At 42.5% G+C, this 17,810-nt stretch carries 12 protein-coding genes and 1 riboswitch; of the genes, 5 read left to right on the forward strand and 7 right to left on the reverse strand.

The window, feature by feature from the left end; all coding sequences use genetic code 11:
* Window positions 1–240 precede the first annotated feature (240 nt).
* Window positions 241–1,089, reverse strand: coding sequence for a CvfB family protein (locus N521_RS17860; RefSeq protein ID WP_017360190.1), 849 nt, complete (start codon window positions 1,087–1,089; stop codon window positions 241–243).
* Between the two features lie 226 nt (window positions 1,090–1,315).
* Between N521_RS17860 and N521_RS17865 the strand changes: the two genes are divergently transcribed.
* From N521_RS17865 to N521_RS17885, 5 genes are all read left to right on the forward strand, one after another.
* On the forward strand, window positions 1,316–1,807 hold the full coding sequence (locus N521_RS17865; protein WP_035392458.1) for a YajQ family cyclic di-GMP-binding protein: 492 nt from the start codon (window positions 1,316–1,318) through the stop codon (window positions 1,805–1,807).
* Window positions 1,808–1,888: 81 nt separating this feature from the next.
* A riboswitch (SAM riboswitch) is annotated at window positions 1,889–2,007 on the forward strand.
* Window positions 2,008–2,085: 78 nt separating this feature from the next.
* Window positions 2,086–3,927 carry a bifunctional homocysteine S-methyltransferase/methylenetetrahydrofolate reductase gene (locus N521_RS17870; protein WP_035392459.1) on the forward strand — a complete coding sequence of 614 codons (1,842 nt, stop codon included), beginning with the start codon at window positions 2,086–2,088 and terminating at the stop codon, window positions 3,925–3,927.
* Window positions 3,911–7,339 carry a methionine synthase gene (metH, locus tag N521_RS17875; RefSeq protein WP_035392460.1) on the forward strand — a complete coding sequence of 1,143 codons (3,429 nt, stop codon included), beginning with the start codon at window positions 3,911–3,913 and terminating at the stop codon, window positions 7,337–7,339. Before N521_RS17870 ends, metH begins: the two co-directional genes overlap by 17 nt.
* 117 nt (window positions 7,340–7,456) lie before the next feature.
* Window positions 7,457–8,392, forward strand: a complete 936-nt coding sequence (locus tag N521_RS17880; protein WP_008348558.1) for a hypothetical protein — start codon at window positions 7,457–7,459, stop codon at window positions 8,390–8,392.
* A 97-nt stretch (window positions 8,393–8,489) separates the two neighbouring features.
* Window positions 8,490–9,347, forward strand: a complete 858-nt coding sequence (locus tag N521_RS17885) for a GNAT family N-acetyltransferase (RefSeq protein ID WP_035392462.1) — start codon at window positions 8,490–8,492, stop codon at window positions 9,345–9,347.
* Between the two features lie 45 nt (window positions 9,348–9,392).
* On the opposite strand, the gene N521_RS17890 is transcribed toward N521_RS17885, so the two are convergent.
* The 6 genes from N521_RS17890 to N521_RS17915 are packed head-to-tail and all read right to left on the reverse strand — an operon-like array spanning window position 9,393 to window position 17,703.
* On the reverse strand, window positions 9,393–11,207 hold the full coding sequence (locus N521_RS17890) for an IucA/IucC family protein (RefSeq protein WP_017366993.1): 1,815 nt from the start codon (window positions 11,205–11,207) through the stop codon (window positions 9,393–9,395).
* A gap of 13 nt (window positions 11,208–11,220) precedes the next feature.
* Window positions 11,221–12,570 (reverse strand): lysine N(6)-hydroxylase/L-ornithine N(5)-oxygenase family protein, encoded by a 1,350-nt coding sequence (locus tag N521_RS17895; RefSeq protein WP_035392464.1) that lies wholly within the window; start codon window positions 12,568–12,570, stop codon window positions 11,221–11,223.
* Window positions 12,545–13,099 carry a GNAT family N-acetyltransferase gene (locus N521_RS17900; RefSeq protein WP_035392465.1) on the reverse strand — a complete coding sequence of 185 codons (555 nt, stop codon included), beginning with the start codon at window positions 13,097–13,099 and terminating at the stop codon, window positions 12,545–12,547. Before N521_RS17900 ends, N521_RS17895 begins: the two co-directional genes overlap by 26 nt.
* A complete protein-coding gene (locus N521_RS17905) occupies window positions 13,096–14,877 on the reverse strand; it encodes an IucA/IucC family protein (protein ID WP_035392466.1) in 1,782 nt (593 codons plus the stop codon). Before N521_RS17905 ends, N521_RS17900 begins: the two co-directional genes overlap by 4 nt.
* The gene (locus N521_RS17910; protein WP_035392468.1) at window positions 14,874–16,370 is read right to left on the reverse strand and encodes a pyridoxal phosphate-dependent decarboxylase family protein; all 1,497 of its coding nucleotides are present in this window, start codon (window positions 16,368–16,370) and stop codon (window positions 14,874–14,876) included. Before N521_RS17910 ends, N521_RS17905 begins: the two co-directional genes overlap by 4 nt.
* Window positions 16,357–17,703: an aspartate aminotransferase family protein gene (locus N521_RS17915; RefSeq protein ID WP_035392469.1), complete on the reverse strand. Its 1,347-nt coding sequence runs from the start codon at window positions 17,701–17,703 to the stop codon at window positions 16,357–16,359. The genes N521_RS17910 and N521_RS17915 overlap by 14 nt, the downstream gene beginning before the upstream one ends.
* Between the last annotated feature and the right edge of the window lie 107 nt (window positions 17,704–17,810).

Raw genomic sequence — 17,810 nt, forward strand, 5'->3', positions numbered from 1 at the left:
AAAAACCATTATTTATGACAAAAATAAAAAAAGTGAGCAAATGCTCACTTCAGATTGTTGACAAAGGGCTAAAATGAACTTGATTTTAGCCCTTTGTCTTCTTTTCAGCGTGATAGAAAACCTTTGCAGTCTAGGAAGGACGAGCACTGGCACGGAGCGAATTTGACATTCGTGAGTACCAGCGCGCAGGACTGACAAAGAATGCGAGGGTTTGTCTACACGCTGAAAGTGAGCAAATGCTCACTTTTTCTCGTATGTCCATCCTTCTTTTTGGTAAACAAGATCATTTTTCATCAGATGACCTAATGCTCGTTTGAAGGCTGCTTTGCTCATTTGAAATCTTTCCCGGATATCTTCTGGATCACTTTTATCCCCGTAAGGCATTGCACCGTTTCTCGTTCTCATATAAGTTAAGATTTCTTCTGCATCGACAGATAATGCATCCTGTTTTCTAGGAAGCAGAGAAACGTTCACGGTTCCGTCCTCTTTCACTGCAATGACGCGTCCTGTCACGGTCGATCCTAATCTAGGCTCTTCCTTTCGTTCCGTGCGGTGGATAAACCCACGCACGCCTGTATCCGTCAGCATAAAAGAACCTGTCGCAATTAAGCGATAAATCGTTCCAGTAATTTCTTTGTTCATTAACGTTTCTGGCGCTTCAGTAAACAATTCACTGATCACATCTTCAGTGGCTGGTTTTGCGAACATTCTCCCGTAACTTGTCACTTTGAGCATACAGTATAGTTTGTCGCCTTTTTTCGGCCACGCTTCCTCAAAAGGCGGGAGGTGTTCAGTTGCAACAAGTGCATCCTTTGACAAACCTATATCGACAAAAGCACCCATATCTTCTACAACGTCTACGACTTCTACCCAATCGTATGTATGTGCATTGATTTTAGGAATTTTCATCGTCGCTGCCAGTCTTTCCTCATGATCTACATATAGGTAGACCTCTACTTCATCACGATCTCCAATATCCTCTGTCATCTCACTGCGATGTAGGAGAACAGAATCTTCGCCATCTGTTAAAAAGTAGCCGTATTCCATCTCGTTATCTATTTGCAAGGTCAGTTGCTCACCTGGTCTCATGTTCTCTTCCTTCCTATCTGCCCTTAAAAGAGCGTTCGTTCATCTTTTGATTCACTTTATTCTACTATACTTCTGTCATCATGAACATCTCTAGTTCTGTTAGCTAAAGTGGACAAACTGTACTTGAATTATACCGCATACATCTGAACTCTCCTCGATAAAGTTTCTTCTTCCCCTATGGGCATGATAAAATAGACGCAATATCTATAGTTGGAGGTCATATGTGATGGCAAAAGAAAGTTCATTTGATATTGTTTCGAAGGTGGAGCTGCCAGAGGTGCAAAACGCCATTCAAGCAGCACTGAAAGAAATTAAAAACCGTTATGATTTTAAAGGAAGTAAAAGTGATATTTCACTAGAAAAAGAAGAACTCGTTCTCATTTCTGATGATGACTTCAAGCTGGAGCAGCTAAAGGATGTCCTTGTGACAAAACTGATTAAACGAAACGTACCGACTAAAAACATTGACTACGGAAAAACAGAACATGCCCTAGGTGGAACCGTTCGCCAGCGTGCAAAGCTGATTAGCGGGATTGATAAGGACAATGCCAAAAAGATCAATGCCTTGATCAAACAATCTGGTATGAAAGTAAAGTCGCAATTTCAAGATGACCAAGTGCGTGTGACAGGAAAAAATAAAGATGATTTACAAGAAGTGATGGCACTCATGCGTAAGGCAGATTTACCGATTGACGTCCAATTTATAAATTTTCGATAAATTTCAAATTTTCCATTGATTATTTCCGATTTTTTCGATACAGTTGATGGAAGTTCAATTCATTGACATGTTCATATCGCTTTCTTATCAAGAGAGGCAGAGGGACTGGCCCTGTGAAGCCTCAGCAACCGGTGTAGTAGAAATCTATTTTCTATGACCAAGGTGCTAAATCCAGCAAGCAACTGCTTGGAAGATAAGGAGAAGAATTTCAATACAGCCAAAAAGTCTTCTTCTTATCAGAAGGCTTTTTTTGTTACATAGAAATAAGGAGGAAACCAATGGGCCTATTACAAGACTTACAAAATCGCGTACTGATTGCTGATGGAGCAATGGGAACACTTTTATACTCTTATGGCATTGACCGTTGCTTTGAAGAATTAAATTTATCAAAAGAAGATGAAGTCAAAAGAGTGCACGAGGCATATGTGCAAGCTGGAGCGGACATTATTCAAACGAACACATACGGTGCGAATTATATTAAACTATCCCGCTACGGTTTAGAAGAAGAAACAAAACGCATTAACACAAAAGCTGTACAAATTGCCAAAGCAGCCGCTGGCTCAGCTTATGTCCTTGGAACGATCGGTGGCATTCGAACATTTAACAAAAATGCCTACTCTTTAGACGAGATTAAACGGAGCTTTAGAGAACAGCTCTATATCCTTTTAAATGAAGAGCCTGATGGATTACTGCTTGAAACATATTACGATATTGAAGAAGCAAAAGCCGTTCTTGAGATTGCTCGCAAAGAAACAGCGCTTCCGATTGTCATGAACGTCTCCATGCATGAGCAAGGTGTATTGCAGGACGGGACACCGCTAAAAGACGGTTTATCTGAATTATCCTCACTTGGCGCTGATGTCGTCGGCATTAACTGCCGGCTGGGCCCTTATCATATGATTCAGGCACTTGAAGGTGTTCCACTTTTGGAAAATTCTCATTTATCTGTCTATCCAAACAGCAGTCTCCCCTCCCTTGAAGAAGGCAGACTCGTCTATGATACAGATAATGATTATTTCCGAAAAAGTGCACTTGAGTTTAGAAATCAGGGCGCACGAATCATTGGAGGCTGCTGCGGAACAACCCCTCAGCATATAAGCGCCATGGCAGAGGCGGTCAAAGATTTAGCACCTATCACCGAAAAAGAAGTGAAAGTATTAAAAGAAGAAATTATTTCCATCCAAGATCAACGGACAGAACCAGGTCTTGACGAGCTGGCTGTGAAAAAACGTTCGATTATCGTCGAGCTGGACCCGCCGAAGAAGCTGAACTTTGAAAAATTCCTCGTCGCAGCGAACGAATTAAAAAGTGCAGGCATTGATGCCCTCACGCTGGCCGATAACTCTCTAGCTACCCCGCGTATTAGCAATGTAGCATGCGGCGCTTTATTAAAACAGCAGCTTGATATGCGTTCACTTGTCCATATCACATGTCGTGATCGCAATTTGATTGGACTCCAATCCCACTTAATGGGGCTGGACACGCTTGGACTAACCGATATTTTAGCCATCACAGGCGATCCGTCTAAAATTGGGGACTTCCCAGGTGCGACATCTGTGTATGATTTAACCTCCTTTGATTTGATCCGTCTGATCAAACAATTTAACGAGGGGCTATCTTTCTCTGGGAAACCGCTCGGGAAAAAGACTAATTTTTCAGTGGCTGGCGCGTTTAATCCCAATGTCCGTCATATTGATAAAGCGGTCAAACGCCTCGAGAAGAAAATCGAATATGGTGCCGATTATTTTATTTCACAACCTGTTTACTCTGAGGAACAGCTTGTGAAGATTCATGAAGAAAGCCGACATTTGGATAAACCGATTTACATCGGCATTATGCCGCTAACAAGCAGCCGAAACGCAGAGTTTATTCATCATGAAATTCCCGGCATTAAATTGTCTGACTCGATTCGTGAGATTATGGCCAAGGCAGGCGAAAATAAAGAAAAGCAGCGGACAGAAGGGTTAGCGATTGCCCGCTCTTTATTAGATACAGCTTGCGAATTGTTTAATGGTATCTATTTAATTACCCCTTTCCTTCGATCAGATTTAACAGCAGAACTGACAACTTACATCCATCAGAAAGAAAAGGAGCCAAACATCCATGCCAACTATCACTGAACAGCTCAAAAAACGCATCCTCGTCCTTGACGGTGCAATGGGCACAATGATTCAAAACGCCGATCTCACAGCAGAGGATTTCGGCGGAGAAGAGTATGAGGGCTGTAACGAATATTTAAACGTCACAGCCCCTCACATTATCTCCACGATTCACCGGCAATACCTAGAGGCAAGTGCTGACCTCATTGAAACAAATACATTCGGTGCGACGAAGCTCGTTCTCGATGAATATGGACTTGGCCATCTCGCCTATGAATTGAACGTAAAAGCAGCTCAGCTGGCAAAGCGTGAAGCAGACCGTTTGTCGACGCCAGACTGGCCCCGCTTTGTAGTAGGCGCAATGGGGCCCACTACAAAAACATTATCCGTGACAGGCGGCACAACGTTTGAAGAGCTCGTTGCAAATTATGAAGAACAAGCCCGCGCCCTGATTGATGGGAAATGTGATGCTCTTCTTTTAGAAACGAGTCAAGACATGCTGAATGTCAAAGCTGGATTTAAAGGCATTCAAGAAGCCTTTCACGCAACCGGTATTGAGCTACCACTGATGGTGTCAGGGACGATCGAACCAATGGGCACCACCCTTGCCGGTCAAGATATTGAAGCCTTTTATATCTCACTTGAGCATATGAAACCAATCAGCGTCGGACTAAACTGTGCAACTGGTCCAGAATTTATGACAGACCATATCCGTACACTTTCCTCCATCTCAAAGTCGGCTGTCAGCTGCTATCCAAACGCTGGTCTCCCTGATGAAGAAGGACAATATCACGAATCCCCTGCTTCGCTTGCTAAAAAAATCGCCGCTTTTGCAAAAGAAGGCTGGTTAAATATCGTTGGCGGCTGCTGCGGTACAACGCCTGCACATATTAAGGCATTATCAGATGAAGTACGTCCGCTTCAGCCCCGCAGCATGTCGCATGAGTCATCACCGCATACCGTATCAGGAATCGAGCCCCTCATTTATGAAGAAGCGATGCGCCCCCTCTTTGTTGGTGAGCGCACAAATGTCATTGGTTCACGCAAATTCAAACGGCTCATCGCAGAACAAAAGTTTGAAGAGGCAGCAGAAATTGCCCGTGCTCAAGTGAAAAATGGCGCTCACGTCATTGATGTGTGTTTAGCAGACCCTGATCGTGATGAGATAGCAGACATGGAAGGCTTTTTAAAAGAAGCCATGAAAAAAGTGAAAGCTCCTTTTGTCATTGATTCAACCGATAAACATGTCATCGAAAAAGCACTCATGTATTCTCAAGGAAAAGCCATTATTAATTCTATTAATTTAGAGGATGGAGAAGAGCGCTTTGAAGAGATTCTTCCGCTTGTCAAGCTATATGGCGGCGCACTTGTTGTTGGAACAATCGATGAAACAGGGATGGCCGTCACAGCAGATCGAAAACTTGAAATTGCCGTAAGATCCCATGACCTGCTCACGAAAAAATATGGAATCCCTGCGAGTGATATCATTTTTGACCCGCTTGTCTTTCCAGTAGGTACTGGAGACGAACAGTATATTGGTGCTGCTGAAGAGACGATTAAAGGCATTGAGCGAATCAAAGCAGTACTGCCTGAATGTCTCACCATTTTAGGCATTAGTAACGTGTCTTTCGGACTCCCGCCAGTTGGTAGAGAAATATTGAATGCCGTTTATTTGTATCACTGCGTCAAAGCAGGGCTTGATTATGCGATCGTGAATACTGAAAAGCTTGAACGCTTCGCTTCAATTCCAAAGGAAGAAATCAAGCTGGCTGAAACTTTACTTTATGAAACAAATGATCAAACCCTTGCTGAGTTCACACAATTTTATCGCGGGAAAAAGAAAACAGAGAAAAAACCAAAGATCTCCTTATCGCTTGATGAAAGACTGGCACTCTATGTCGTCGAAGGGACGAAAGAAGGCCTGATTGATGACCTTGCCCTTGCTTTGGAGAAATTTGAATCACCTCTTCATATCATCAATGGACCATTAATGCAGGGAATGTCAGAGGTTGGGCGCCTTTTTAATCAAAACGAATTGATTGTAGCTGAAGTGCTTCAATCCGCTGAGGTCATGAAAGCATCTGTTTCATACCTTGAGCAATTTATGGAGAAAAAGGACGCAAGCGGCAAAGGGAAGATTCTCCTCGCCACCGTCAAAGGAGATGTCCATGATATAGGGAAAAACCTGGTCGACATCATTTTGAGCAATAATGGCTTTCAAGTCGTCGATCTCGGAATCAAAGTAACCCCACAAACATTGATTGAAGCGGTGCAAAAAGAAAAGCCAGATATGATTGGACTATCAGGTTTACTTGTCAAATCAGCACAGCAAATGGTCTTGACCGCTCAAGATTTACAAAAAGCAAACATCTCTGTTCCCATTTTGGTGGGCGGCGCGGCGCTTTCACGGAAGTTTACGAAGATGAAAATTTCGCCTCAATATGATGGCCCCGTCCTTTACGCCAAAGATGCAATGGACGGTCTGTCTTTAGCGAATGAATTAAGAACGAACCCTCTTCAATTTCAAACAAAACCCTTAGAGGATCAAGAAACGCTCCATAAGGAAAAAGAAACAACGCAGCCAAAAGCTGTGATTGAATTACTAGAAAAACGCGCGACACTTCCGGAGGCAGCGATATTCACGCCAGAAAATACGAAACGCCATTATGTACGGGATATTGATTTGCACCACATAATGCCCTATGTCAATGAGCAAATGCTGATCGGCCATCACCTCGGTTTAAAAGGAAAGGTCAAAAAGCTCTTGGCTGAACAGCATCCAAAAGCATTGGAGTTAAAACAGCTGATCACAGATCTTCTTCAAGAAGGCAGAGAGAAAAACTGGTTTGCACCTGCATTCGTCTATCAATTCTTCCCTGCCAATTCAAATGGGAATGACCTGCATATCTATGATCCAGAAGCGCCTGACCGCGTCATTGAGACATTCCAATTTCCAAGACAGGAAAAACTTCCGTACCGGTCTATTTCTGATTATGTGCGGAAAACCGGAGAGAACGAGAAAGATTATATCGCCTTATTTGCAGTGACGGCTGGTGCCAGCATACGAGAAGTTGCGCAGCAATTTAAACAAGAGGGTGACTATTTGAAAATGCATGCTGTCCAAGCTTTAGCACTTGAGCTTGCAGAAGGATTGGCTGAACGAACGCACCAAGTAATTCGTGATAAATGGGGATTCCCAGACCCAGTCGATTTCACGATGGAGAAACGATTCCAAGCCAAATATCAAGGTCAGCGCTATTCCTTTGGTTATCCAGCGTGCCCTAATCTAGAAGACCAAGAAAAACTATTCCACCTGCTGCAGCCAGAAAAAATCGGGATTCATCTCACAGAAGGGTTTATGATGGAGCCTGAAGCATCCGTTTCAGCCATTGTCGTTTCTCATCCTGAAGCTCGATATTTTAACGTTCACTAAAAAAACCTCCTGAATTGGAGGTTCTTTTTATAAATAAAAATGGAATAAATATGAAAAATTAAGTTTATTTACCGATATTATAAATGAAAGTCATTTACTTAAAAGGAGATGTTTGTCATGTTCAAAAAGAAGATCGGGGTTTTATTGCTTACAGGCCTCTTTATCGCTAGCCCTCTTTTCCAATCACCTGCTCAAGCAAGTGAAACGTCTACTAAACAAACCAAATATTATACAGAAGAATTGGAGCATCTGTATCCAGACAGTGATTATGCAAACAATGATACGATGGACAAAGCTCAATTCTTACAGCACTCTCTTCATCTAAACAAGACCTATTTATATCACGAAGGCAGTATCTCTTCTATGAATGACATTGATTTTTACCGGTTCACCAGCTCTAAATTTGATGGAGCAGATGGCCGCTTTTCTATCAAACTCGTCAATGTGAAAGCTGGAAATGATTTCGATCTTTATCTTTACAATCAGAGCGGGTCACTCGTGTCTTCCTCTGTGCGAACAAACAACCAAAATGAAATCATCCATATGCCGAAAATTGCCGCCAGTACTGACTACTATTTAGCCGTCAAACCAAAGCAATTATTAAATGAAGAGGACAACATGTATCGTATTGTCTTTGATAAAAGTATTGAAAAAGGCACAACCAAACGATATGGATCACCTGCCACATTGAATAGTTTCAATGAAGCCGGATCTCCCAATTCTTCTTTTGATTTAAGCAGCTTGCCGCAGGATGCCGTTGTCACTGGCCTGTCATTAGAAGCTGAAAAAGGTAGTACAAATGCATATAATTATGTATTCACCGTCTCTTCCTTAAAAGGCGGAACAGTGAACGTACCTTGGAACGGTCAAAAAGTTGACATCTCTTCTTATAAAACAAGTCAAGTGCCAGCAAAAGACCGCTTTTTTGTTTCTTTTAATGCAACCGAGGTTCCTCAATTGATCGGTGGACGGTTAATCAAAGTAGGCGTTGTCTCAATTAAGAACTTACAGCTCACCTTTGAATATGAATACAACCGTGACCTCAATTATTAAACTAGACAAAAGGAAAAGGTATCCCCTTTTCCTTTTTCTTATGCGTTCTTATGGTACGATACATAGAGAGAAATCAGCTAAGAAGGAGTTGCGTGTATTGCCAAACGTTATTCAACGATCTTTAACCCTTGATGACATACCAGACCTTGTCGCATTGTCAAAAGAGGTCGATTGGCCTGATTACAATGCGGAAGAGCTCACATCTCTTTTAACAAATGGACATTTTACCGGTTTTACAACAACTGAAGGACAAGTCATTTCATGCGCTGGACTTTTTCAGTATGACAGTGTGGCATCAATTGGAGCGGTCATTGTATCTGAGACACATCGAGGCCTCGGTCTTGCCCGTCAAATGATTGACACACTGCTTCGTCATAGTGATCCAAGTGTCCCTGTCGTTTTAACGGCTACTGTACAAGGACAGCCAGTCTATGAAAAAATCGGCTTTCAGACAGCCGGTTATATTCATACATACAAAGCACAAAAAACAAACCCTAGTGCGCTTCATCCGTCACATCAGATTCATCTTTTTCCCGCTGATGAAACGCACCTCCCGTCTATTGAAAGACTGGATGAAAAAGGCGCAGGAACCAATCGATCAAACTTCTTAATAAAACGAATGGAGCGAGCAGCATTTAAACTGATCGCAAAGGATGAACACCACGAAATCACCGGCTTCGCGTTTGGTGTGGAAACACCAGCTAATCTGATGATTGGCCCGCTTGCAGCAAACGATGAACAAACGGCGCTATTACTCATTCAATCACTTCTCACGTCTTATTCTGGCGCCTTTCGTTTAGATATGCAGGAAGAAACAGCTGAACGCCTGCATGCATCACTTGTAGAAGCAGGATTTACGAAAACAAACGTCGCACATTTTATGATGATTCGCGGGAACGAAAAGCAGAACGATCCTGCGCTTCTCTATTTCCTGGCCTCACAAGCATTTTCTTAAAAAATCAAAAAGCTGTAGACAGATGTTGTCTACAGCTTTTCTTATTTATTTTTCGCCTACGGATGAGAGAACTTGAGCGAGTGCATTTGTGACCTTGCCATGCTCTGATGCATGCGGCCGGTCATCTCCATCTCCATAGCCATAATCAATCATGCGATTACGGTTTAAGCAAAGCTTTGTCAGCTGAGGCTGGAATAGATCAAATAAAGCAAAACGATCTTTTAGTTGTGGAAATTGCTTTTGATACTGCTGAATTTCTTCTGCAAGCAAGCGCCAAAGCGTCGTTTCATCTAACAGATTGTGATTGTCTAACACGTTTGACACGTAACGAAGATTGCAAATAAACAGGCCCGTAAAAATAAATTGTACAAGACCCTCAGGCGGCTCACTACGCAGCACTTCCTTTAGATCTTCTTCTAATGAAGCCAATTCAGGCAGCGGTTGATCACTAATGTTCACATCATCAACAAAATCTTTGATCGCCAAACGATGCGGCTTATGATCTTTTAATACAAGAATTGTATTTTGTCCGTGCGGTGAAAACACCGTGCCATATTGATACATAAAGTGCAGAAGCGGCGGCATGACAACATGGAAGAATGACGCCATCCATTCTTTTGCTGACAGACCCGATTTTTCAATGAGCTGCTTCAGATAAGGTTCGCCTTCATGATCTTCATACGTCAGTGCCGCCAGCGTAACAGGGCTCTCCCCTTCATCTAAATACGTATAAATGCTTTCTCTAAAAATGACTCCAAGCATTTCAAGGTATTGATATGGCGCACCAGGTAGCTTGCTGTAATAAGGATGATCAACATTGATACTCGCATTCTCACCTGGTAAAATGACGCGGCATACATCGGACAAAAAGACGTCTTGATCGGCGATGCCTTTAATATGCGCTGTAATACGAGGAGCAATCACCGTACGTTCTGATGGGAGCCCCCGGTACACTAGCGTATTTAAAATACTCATTGGCAATTTAATATGATGCTTGCCTTTATTTGAGATGTTCGTAAAGGTTCTGATCGATTGCTGTGGAATATATTGATCCAGCCCTTCTCCTAAATACACAATACGGCGCATCGCTAAATCTTCGGGGAAATGTTGGATGATCATATGTGTCCACTGCCATTTATGAACAGGCATCATATAATAATCAGCCGCATTCAGCCCTTCATCCTTTAACACACGTTGGAATTGACGAATCGTGACTTCGTCTAATTCCTTGGCAATGATGTGCTCATAGTTCTCATGATCGACCGCATGGAAAGTCGCAAGCTCTCGGTGAACAGCAATCCAAGACAGCTGCACACATTCCTGCCTTTCAGGTGCATAGGCTAAGTAATCCTCGTAGCTGAACCCAATACGCCCTTTGTTATAGACGATCCACGGATGACCAGTCATCTCGCCTTCAATCCATGCGTAATCTGTATCCGTCAGCTCATCTGCACGAAGTGCTTTTTTCGACAGCAAATGAACATCAGCTAACAAGGTATGGTGAAGCTCTTTGATCAGATGGCCAGTTGTTTCAGAAGACATTGGGATGATCGGCTGAATGTCTAGTAAAAACACAATGGCACTAACATCCTTTGTCCACGTTCCGTCTTGACAGCACTCGATCGATTCAGCAATCGTATCAAAACTATCAAACAAACGAGGTTTTGCGAGATAACGATATTTCTTCTGTTCGTGAATGATTAATTCATATTGGGCGATGCCATCCTGATGATTTAGCTGAACGGGATGAAGCATATCCTCATACATATATTCGGACAGCATTTTTGCCACCATTCGCTGGTTTGCTTTTTTCCAAGCAGCAGGATTGACCGCTTTTTTCATTTCATCTTGTATACTCATCGGTTCATCCTCCTTACCCTTTAATTTCTTCAAATGTATTTGCGTGTTTATGTGTACCGAATGTCTGGAAAACATGCTTTTGATAAAGTGGATACACAGGTCGACGAGCCAGTTCATTGATAATGACACTGTTTCGGTACGCCCCTAGCCCTAAATCTGGTGCGCCTACTCCATGTGTATGAAGCTCTGCATTTTGTACAAAAATATCATTTTCACCTAATGTATTTGTTTTCAATCGATATTCACGTTCAACCTGGAAGCGTCCTTGATGATCCCACTGAATATGATGGGAAATCGGATCAATAAATGGCGGTAATACAGATTGATAGCCCGTTGCCAAGACGACAATGTCTGTCTCATGCGTAAAGGATTCCTCTTTGACCCATTGATTGCATGAAAGCGATAAGCCGTCCCTCGTTTCCTCAATCAAATTGACCTCCGTCATCGCCTGCAGCACGGTGTTCAGCTGCTCTCCGCAAGCAGAACGTTCATAAAGCAAGTGATAAATATCTCGGATCATCGCTGAGCTGATGCCTTTATACAGCAAATCTTGCTGCTTTAATAGCGCATCTTTTTTAGGTTGCGGAAGCTCATAAAAGAAATCAATATAGTCTGGAGAGAAATACTCAAGACCCAAATTTGAATATTCCATTGGGAAAAACCCTTTAGAGCGTGTAAACCAATGAATATCCTTCGCCTCATCGTCTGATAAAATGTCATAGAATACTTCTGCCGCACTTTGACCAGAACCGATGACCGTCACGGATTTTCCTTTAAAACAGCCTTCTTTCTTTCGTTTCAAGTAATCAGCAGAATGAAACACCCGATCCCCTAAAGCTGGCTGAATAGGTGCTGGTACCGCAGGCTGTGTGCCGATACCTAAAACAAGATGCTTACTTTCAAACACCTCTACCGTTTGATCTTTCACATGACGGACATGCACTTCATATCGTTTTTCTCCAGCTTTTTCAACGATGGAGACAGATTCGACATTCATGCCAAATCGGCAAGAATCTAATTGATCCGCGACCCAGCGGCAATAATGACTATATTCCTTGCGCGGGATATGGAAGTCTTCTAGAAAGTAAAATGAATACAAACGGTTTTGTTCCTGCAAATAGTTGAGAAAGCTATATTTGCTTTTCACATCCGCCATACTGACAAGATCCGCTAAAAAGGGGACTTGAAGTGTAGTCCCTTCAATGAGCATACCTGGATGCCAGTGGAACGCTTCACTTCTTTCAAAAAACAAAGCGTCAATTTCGTCTACTTCTTCAGATAATGCAGCAAGCCCTAGGTTAAATGGCCCAATGCCAATCCCAATGACATCCACTACATTATTTTGCTTGTTGAACCGCGTCATGGTTATACTTCCTTTCAAATGGATCTCGATGACAAAACATCAAAAGACCTGTTTTATCTGGTAAAGTGACTGGTTTCACACGTTCGAATCCACACTTTTCAAAGACATGAATCATTTTTTCGTTCCGAATATCTGGCTCAGCCACGATTTTTTCTGTTCGTTTGTTCTGCTCAAACTGAAATGCTGTCATGGCTTGAAGCAGCGGAGCCGCAAATCCTTTCCCTACATAATCTGGCTCTCCAATTAACAGGTGAATGCCTTGATCATGCGGAGAAGGCTCATAGTACGATTCAATGATATCCCCTTTCACATTGTATGCTTCAAAATAGCTCATCGGCGTGCCATCAATGGTTCCTAAATAAAGGGTTTGATGCGGATCATGAATGGCCTGATAAAAGTGCTTTTCAAAAGCAGGAAATGGAATATTCAAATGCCAAAATGGGTGGACATACTCTTCTTGCATCCACTTGTGGACAAGCTGGACGTCCCGTTCATATTCAGCGCGAATGAACCCAATTCGATGCCTCATCCAATCAGCGCCTCCTTATGTAAAAAGAGCGGATTCAACACAGACGTGTACCTGGATTGCGTTTCTAAAGAACCCGTCAGCTCATCCATATCTTCAAACCTCGTGAGTAAGTTCGCTTTTGAAGGCAGCTCCTGTGACCGAAGAAGACTGTTCGTCAGCTCAGATGCACCATATGTCTCTTCATGCGCAAGCAGTGTGTCTCTAATCAGGGCTAATAAATCTTCTTCTTTTGCAAGCCCCTCTGTACCAAAACCATTCACAAGACCAAACAAATGATTAAAGAAGAAATAGTAACGCAGTCTCTCAACCGCTACATCGTCTGCACAAATGGTTTCACTTCTGACGCTTAAGTTTTGAACAAGCTTCGCAAGCTGATCCTTTTTCGATTCGCTATAATAGTAGCCTTGATTGTCACGATAATAGAATGTGTGCGGATATCCATTCTTTAGCTGTACGACAGCATTTTGCTGATGGGCTTCAAGGGCAAGACCATACGTTTCAAACAACCAAAGCATCGGCTCTAACGAAATCGATAAATATTGTGTGAACCAATCACGGCTGACATCTTCTGTTGATCTGCCTTCAGCATCTGCTAATTCATTGATAATGCCTGAAAGCCTTGATTTTCCTCCGTATGCATGATCCTGACATAGCCCTGCAATTAAGCTTGCCCCTTTTTCATGATGCAAAAATGGATTTTGACGAATGACGACTTCAAAGCCAGATTCCGCCTCATCCCCTTGAATAGATAGATACGCAGGATCTTCAATCACACGGAATCCAGAGAATTTGTCATATAATGAAACGCCTAATTCTGTTTTTAAGATACGAGACATCTCAACTCCACGATCAAGTTCCTTTTGTTTGTTAACGCGTAAAGAGTTTGTGATCTTTACAGGGACAGAGAATTTAAGCATGTACGCAGAGTCTTTTTGATAGACCGTTCTAAAGGAAGATGTCGCTGTGTATTCAGATCCTAGCGGCCCTAAATACGTCAGCATTCCGTCCTCTATATAACGCTTGACGAACGCTTTCTCCATGACCACTTGGACTTGTAGCGGATGAATCGGAATCAGGACATATTGACCGCCTTCTGTTAACGTCGTCAGTCTCTCTTTTTCTTCTGGTATCTGTCGCATGAGCTCCTCAAACATGAGGCTTGCCGCAGACTGTGAAATTGAAGAATCCTGAAGCACAATTGACGGATGTGCTTTAAAGTAATGAAGCTGGAAAGAGCCTTTCAGCTCAGGAGAATAAATAGCTTCCTCCTCTTCTTTCATTCCTTGTCTGCTTTTTGGTGTAGGATGCGTTAAATGCCCAAGAAGAAGTGACTGCTCCGCTTCAATATATTCAAAATCAGCTGAAGAAAGAGCCGCTCGATCACTTTCTCTCTCTCTGATGAATCGTTCAATATTCCGGCAGCTTAAAATGATGCGAAGCATGAACTCATCCTCTGCATCTGTGCGGCCATATTCAATGAGAAGTTCCTTTGAACATAAAGCAACAAGTGTGGTGTAATCGATGAGCGTTCCCTGTTGCTCACTGCCTTGCGGGCGAAAGCGAACGGGAAAATCAAAGAGATGACGGCCTACAGGCGAAAAATATCGAATCGGAATGACAAGCTCAAGATCTTGTTTTGCTAATGCTGCTACAAATACAAGTGAGCCGTCTGCTTTTGTCTCTTTCTTTGCAGATCGATCAATTCCTGTTTCACGTAAAAAACAGTTTAAAAAGCTTTGCATCGTTGCATTTTCAGCCATTTGTTTATATTGACTCAACGTAGTACCCTCCCGGATTGAATATGAGCGATCCCGATATCAACAATGTCAGAAAGGATTTCCTCAATATGTGTAATAGTCGTTCTCGGATTTAACAAAGTGAATTTTAAGCAAGTTTGACCATCGGCTACTGTTTTTGCTACGACAGCCGTTCCTGTTTGGAAAAGTGTGCGATGAATGATTTTATTGATGTCCTCTGCTTGATGATCATCTATAAAACGAAACACGACTGCATTGATTTCTGGATCAGGATTGATCACCTCAAGATGATCATTTTTCTCAATCAACGTAGCCACATCTTTCGCAAAATGGATGGTATGGTCAATGATACTTGCAAATCCTTCTTCTCCAATCATACGCAGAGAGAGAAGGAGTTTTAGCGCATCAAACCGGCGCGTCGTCTGAACAGATTTATTCACGAGATGCAGAATGCCTTCCAGTTCATCTTCCTTTGGATTGAGATAATCTGCATGGTAATCAATCAAACCAAAATGTCTTTTATCCTTTAGTAGAAATGCCCCGCAGGAGATCGGCTGATAAAATTGCTTATGAAAGTCGATTGTGATCGAATCAGCAAGCTCGATGCCATCTAATTTTCCTCGGAAGGTTTTGCTTAATACAAGCGCTCCTCCATAAGCAGCATCTGCATGAATCCACAAACCAAAAGGCTTCACCATGTCATATATGTCACATACAGGATCAATACTGCCAAAATCAGTTGTCCCGCAAGTCGCCACGACTGCAAATGGAAGCAAATCCTGCTCCTTAAGCTCCATAAGCTTCTTCTGCAAATCATGCAGGTCCATTCGGTGATGTTCGTCTGTCTCAACTAACACAACAGCCTGTTCACCTAAACCTAGCTGAGATGCTGATTTTTTTACAGTGAAGTGGGCATTCTTGGAGCAAAGAATCCGCATACGATTTGCCTCGCTCGGCAACCCTTTCTGCTGTACATTCCATTGCCAAGTGTTTTCACAAAATGCATCTCTTGCTAAAAGCAGTCCCATGTAGTTAGATTGGGTTCCACCGCTCGTAAAGGTCCCATCTGCTCGTTCTCCATAAGAAAACTTTTCACATAACCACTTGAGGATTTCCTCCTCAACCAAAGATGCAATGCCGCTTTGATCAAAGGAATCCATTGATTGGTTAAAGGAACTTACGATCACCTCTGCTGCCAGAGCAGGGATAAGAGGTGGGCAATGCAAATGTGCCAGGCATTTAGGATGTGACACATCAACCAAATGCGGTAAAAGGTGATTTTTTATATCTTGAAAAACAGACTCAATGGATTCACCAGCCGGTTGAATCTGGAATAACGATTCGACATGAGTCGCTAATTTCCCAGGCAATATTCCGCTATACGGTCCTCTGCTTGTTTGCCACTCTGCCAGTAAGCTGTCGATGGATGTGTAGAGAGCCGCTTGGAAGGACTCCCTCCCAAGCTGGCTTTGTTGAATAAATAATGAATCGACAGATGGTTTAGTTGACTGCATCGTAAACTGCCTCTTTAAAAATCGTGATGACTTTTTCAAGCTGTTCTTCTGTCATGGTCAAAGGCGGTAAGAATCGAATCACACTTCCAAAACGGCCTCCTGTCTCCACAATTAAGCCTTTATCAAAACAATTCTTTTGAATGAGACTGGCTAGCTCTGGATTTGCTGGATAACTGCCGTCCACATCCTGTTTCTCATCTGGATTCACAACTTCAACACCAATCATTAATCCTCTTCCTCGCACATCACCGAGAGCAGGCACTTGTTTTTGAATGTCTTTTAGATTGGCCTGCATACGCTGACCAAGCGCTTCTACATGATCAAGCAGATTGGTTTCTTTTATATATTTAAGCGTAGCAGTTCCAGCTGCCATCGCCATTTGATTTCCTCTAAACGTGCCAATGTGTGCACCTGGATTCCATTGATCTAAGTCTTTGTCATAAATCACAACGGATAGTGGCAGGCTTCCCCCAATTGCTTTTGATAACACAATGACATCTGGCACAATACCAGCATGTTCAAAGGCAAACATCTTACCAGTTCGGCCGATGCCTGATTGAACCTCATCAATAATAAGTGGAATTCCTTTTTCTTTTGTGATTCGTCTCATTTCTTGTATCCATTCAATTGATGCCGGGATGGAGCCGCCCTCCCCTTGCACCGCTTCAAAGATCATGCCTGCTGGCGGGAGAATTCCACTCTCAGGATCATTTAATACACGCTCAATATAAGAACTGGAAATGCGATGTGAGTCTTTACCGCCGATTCCAAATGGGCAGCGGTATTCATATGGATAAGGCAGGAAGTGAACATCTGGCATTAATCCTTGTACTTTTTCTTTTGGCGATAAGTTGCCGCTTAATGACATCGTGCCATGTGTAGCACCATGATATGCTCCGTGGAATGATAGAATGGAACGATTTCCCGTCGCTGTCTTGACTAATTTAATTGCTGCTTCTATAGCATCACCACCAGTTGGTCCACAAAATTGAATTTTTGCTCTTTTTGCAAACTCTTCTGGCAAGTGAGAAAAAATCTCATTCACAAATTCTTCTTTAATCTCTGAAGTGATGTCCAGCGTATGCAACGGTCTTTTTTCATGAAGCATACGTTCAATAGCATCTATAACAACCGGGTGATTGTGACCAAGGGCAAGTGTTCCTGCACCTGCTAGGCAGTCATAAAATTCTCTACCATCTGCATCTGTCACGATCATACCTTCGGCTTTTTGCATGGCTAATGGGAACCGTCTCGGGTAAGACCTTGCATTAGATTCTCTTTGACTTTGTTGCTCTAAAAATTGCTGATTTTTAGAAACGGTTTTGATGGACATAATAAAACACTCCTCCAATTGATAAAGATTATCATTTTCATTTACTAGCCTAGAGGATGTAAGATACGAAAGTCAATTGTATTCAAAAAGATGATTCTAAAAGCATA

It is taken from the genome of Bacillus sp. UNC125MFCrub1.1, assembly GCF_000701305.1.
Classification (GTDB): domain Bacteria; phylum Bacillota; class Bacilli; order Bacillales; family Bacillaceae; genus Bacillus; species Bacillus altitudinis.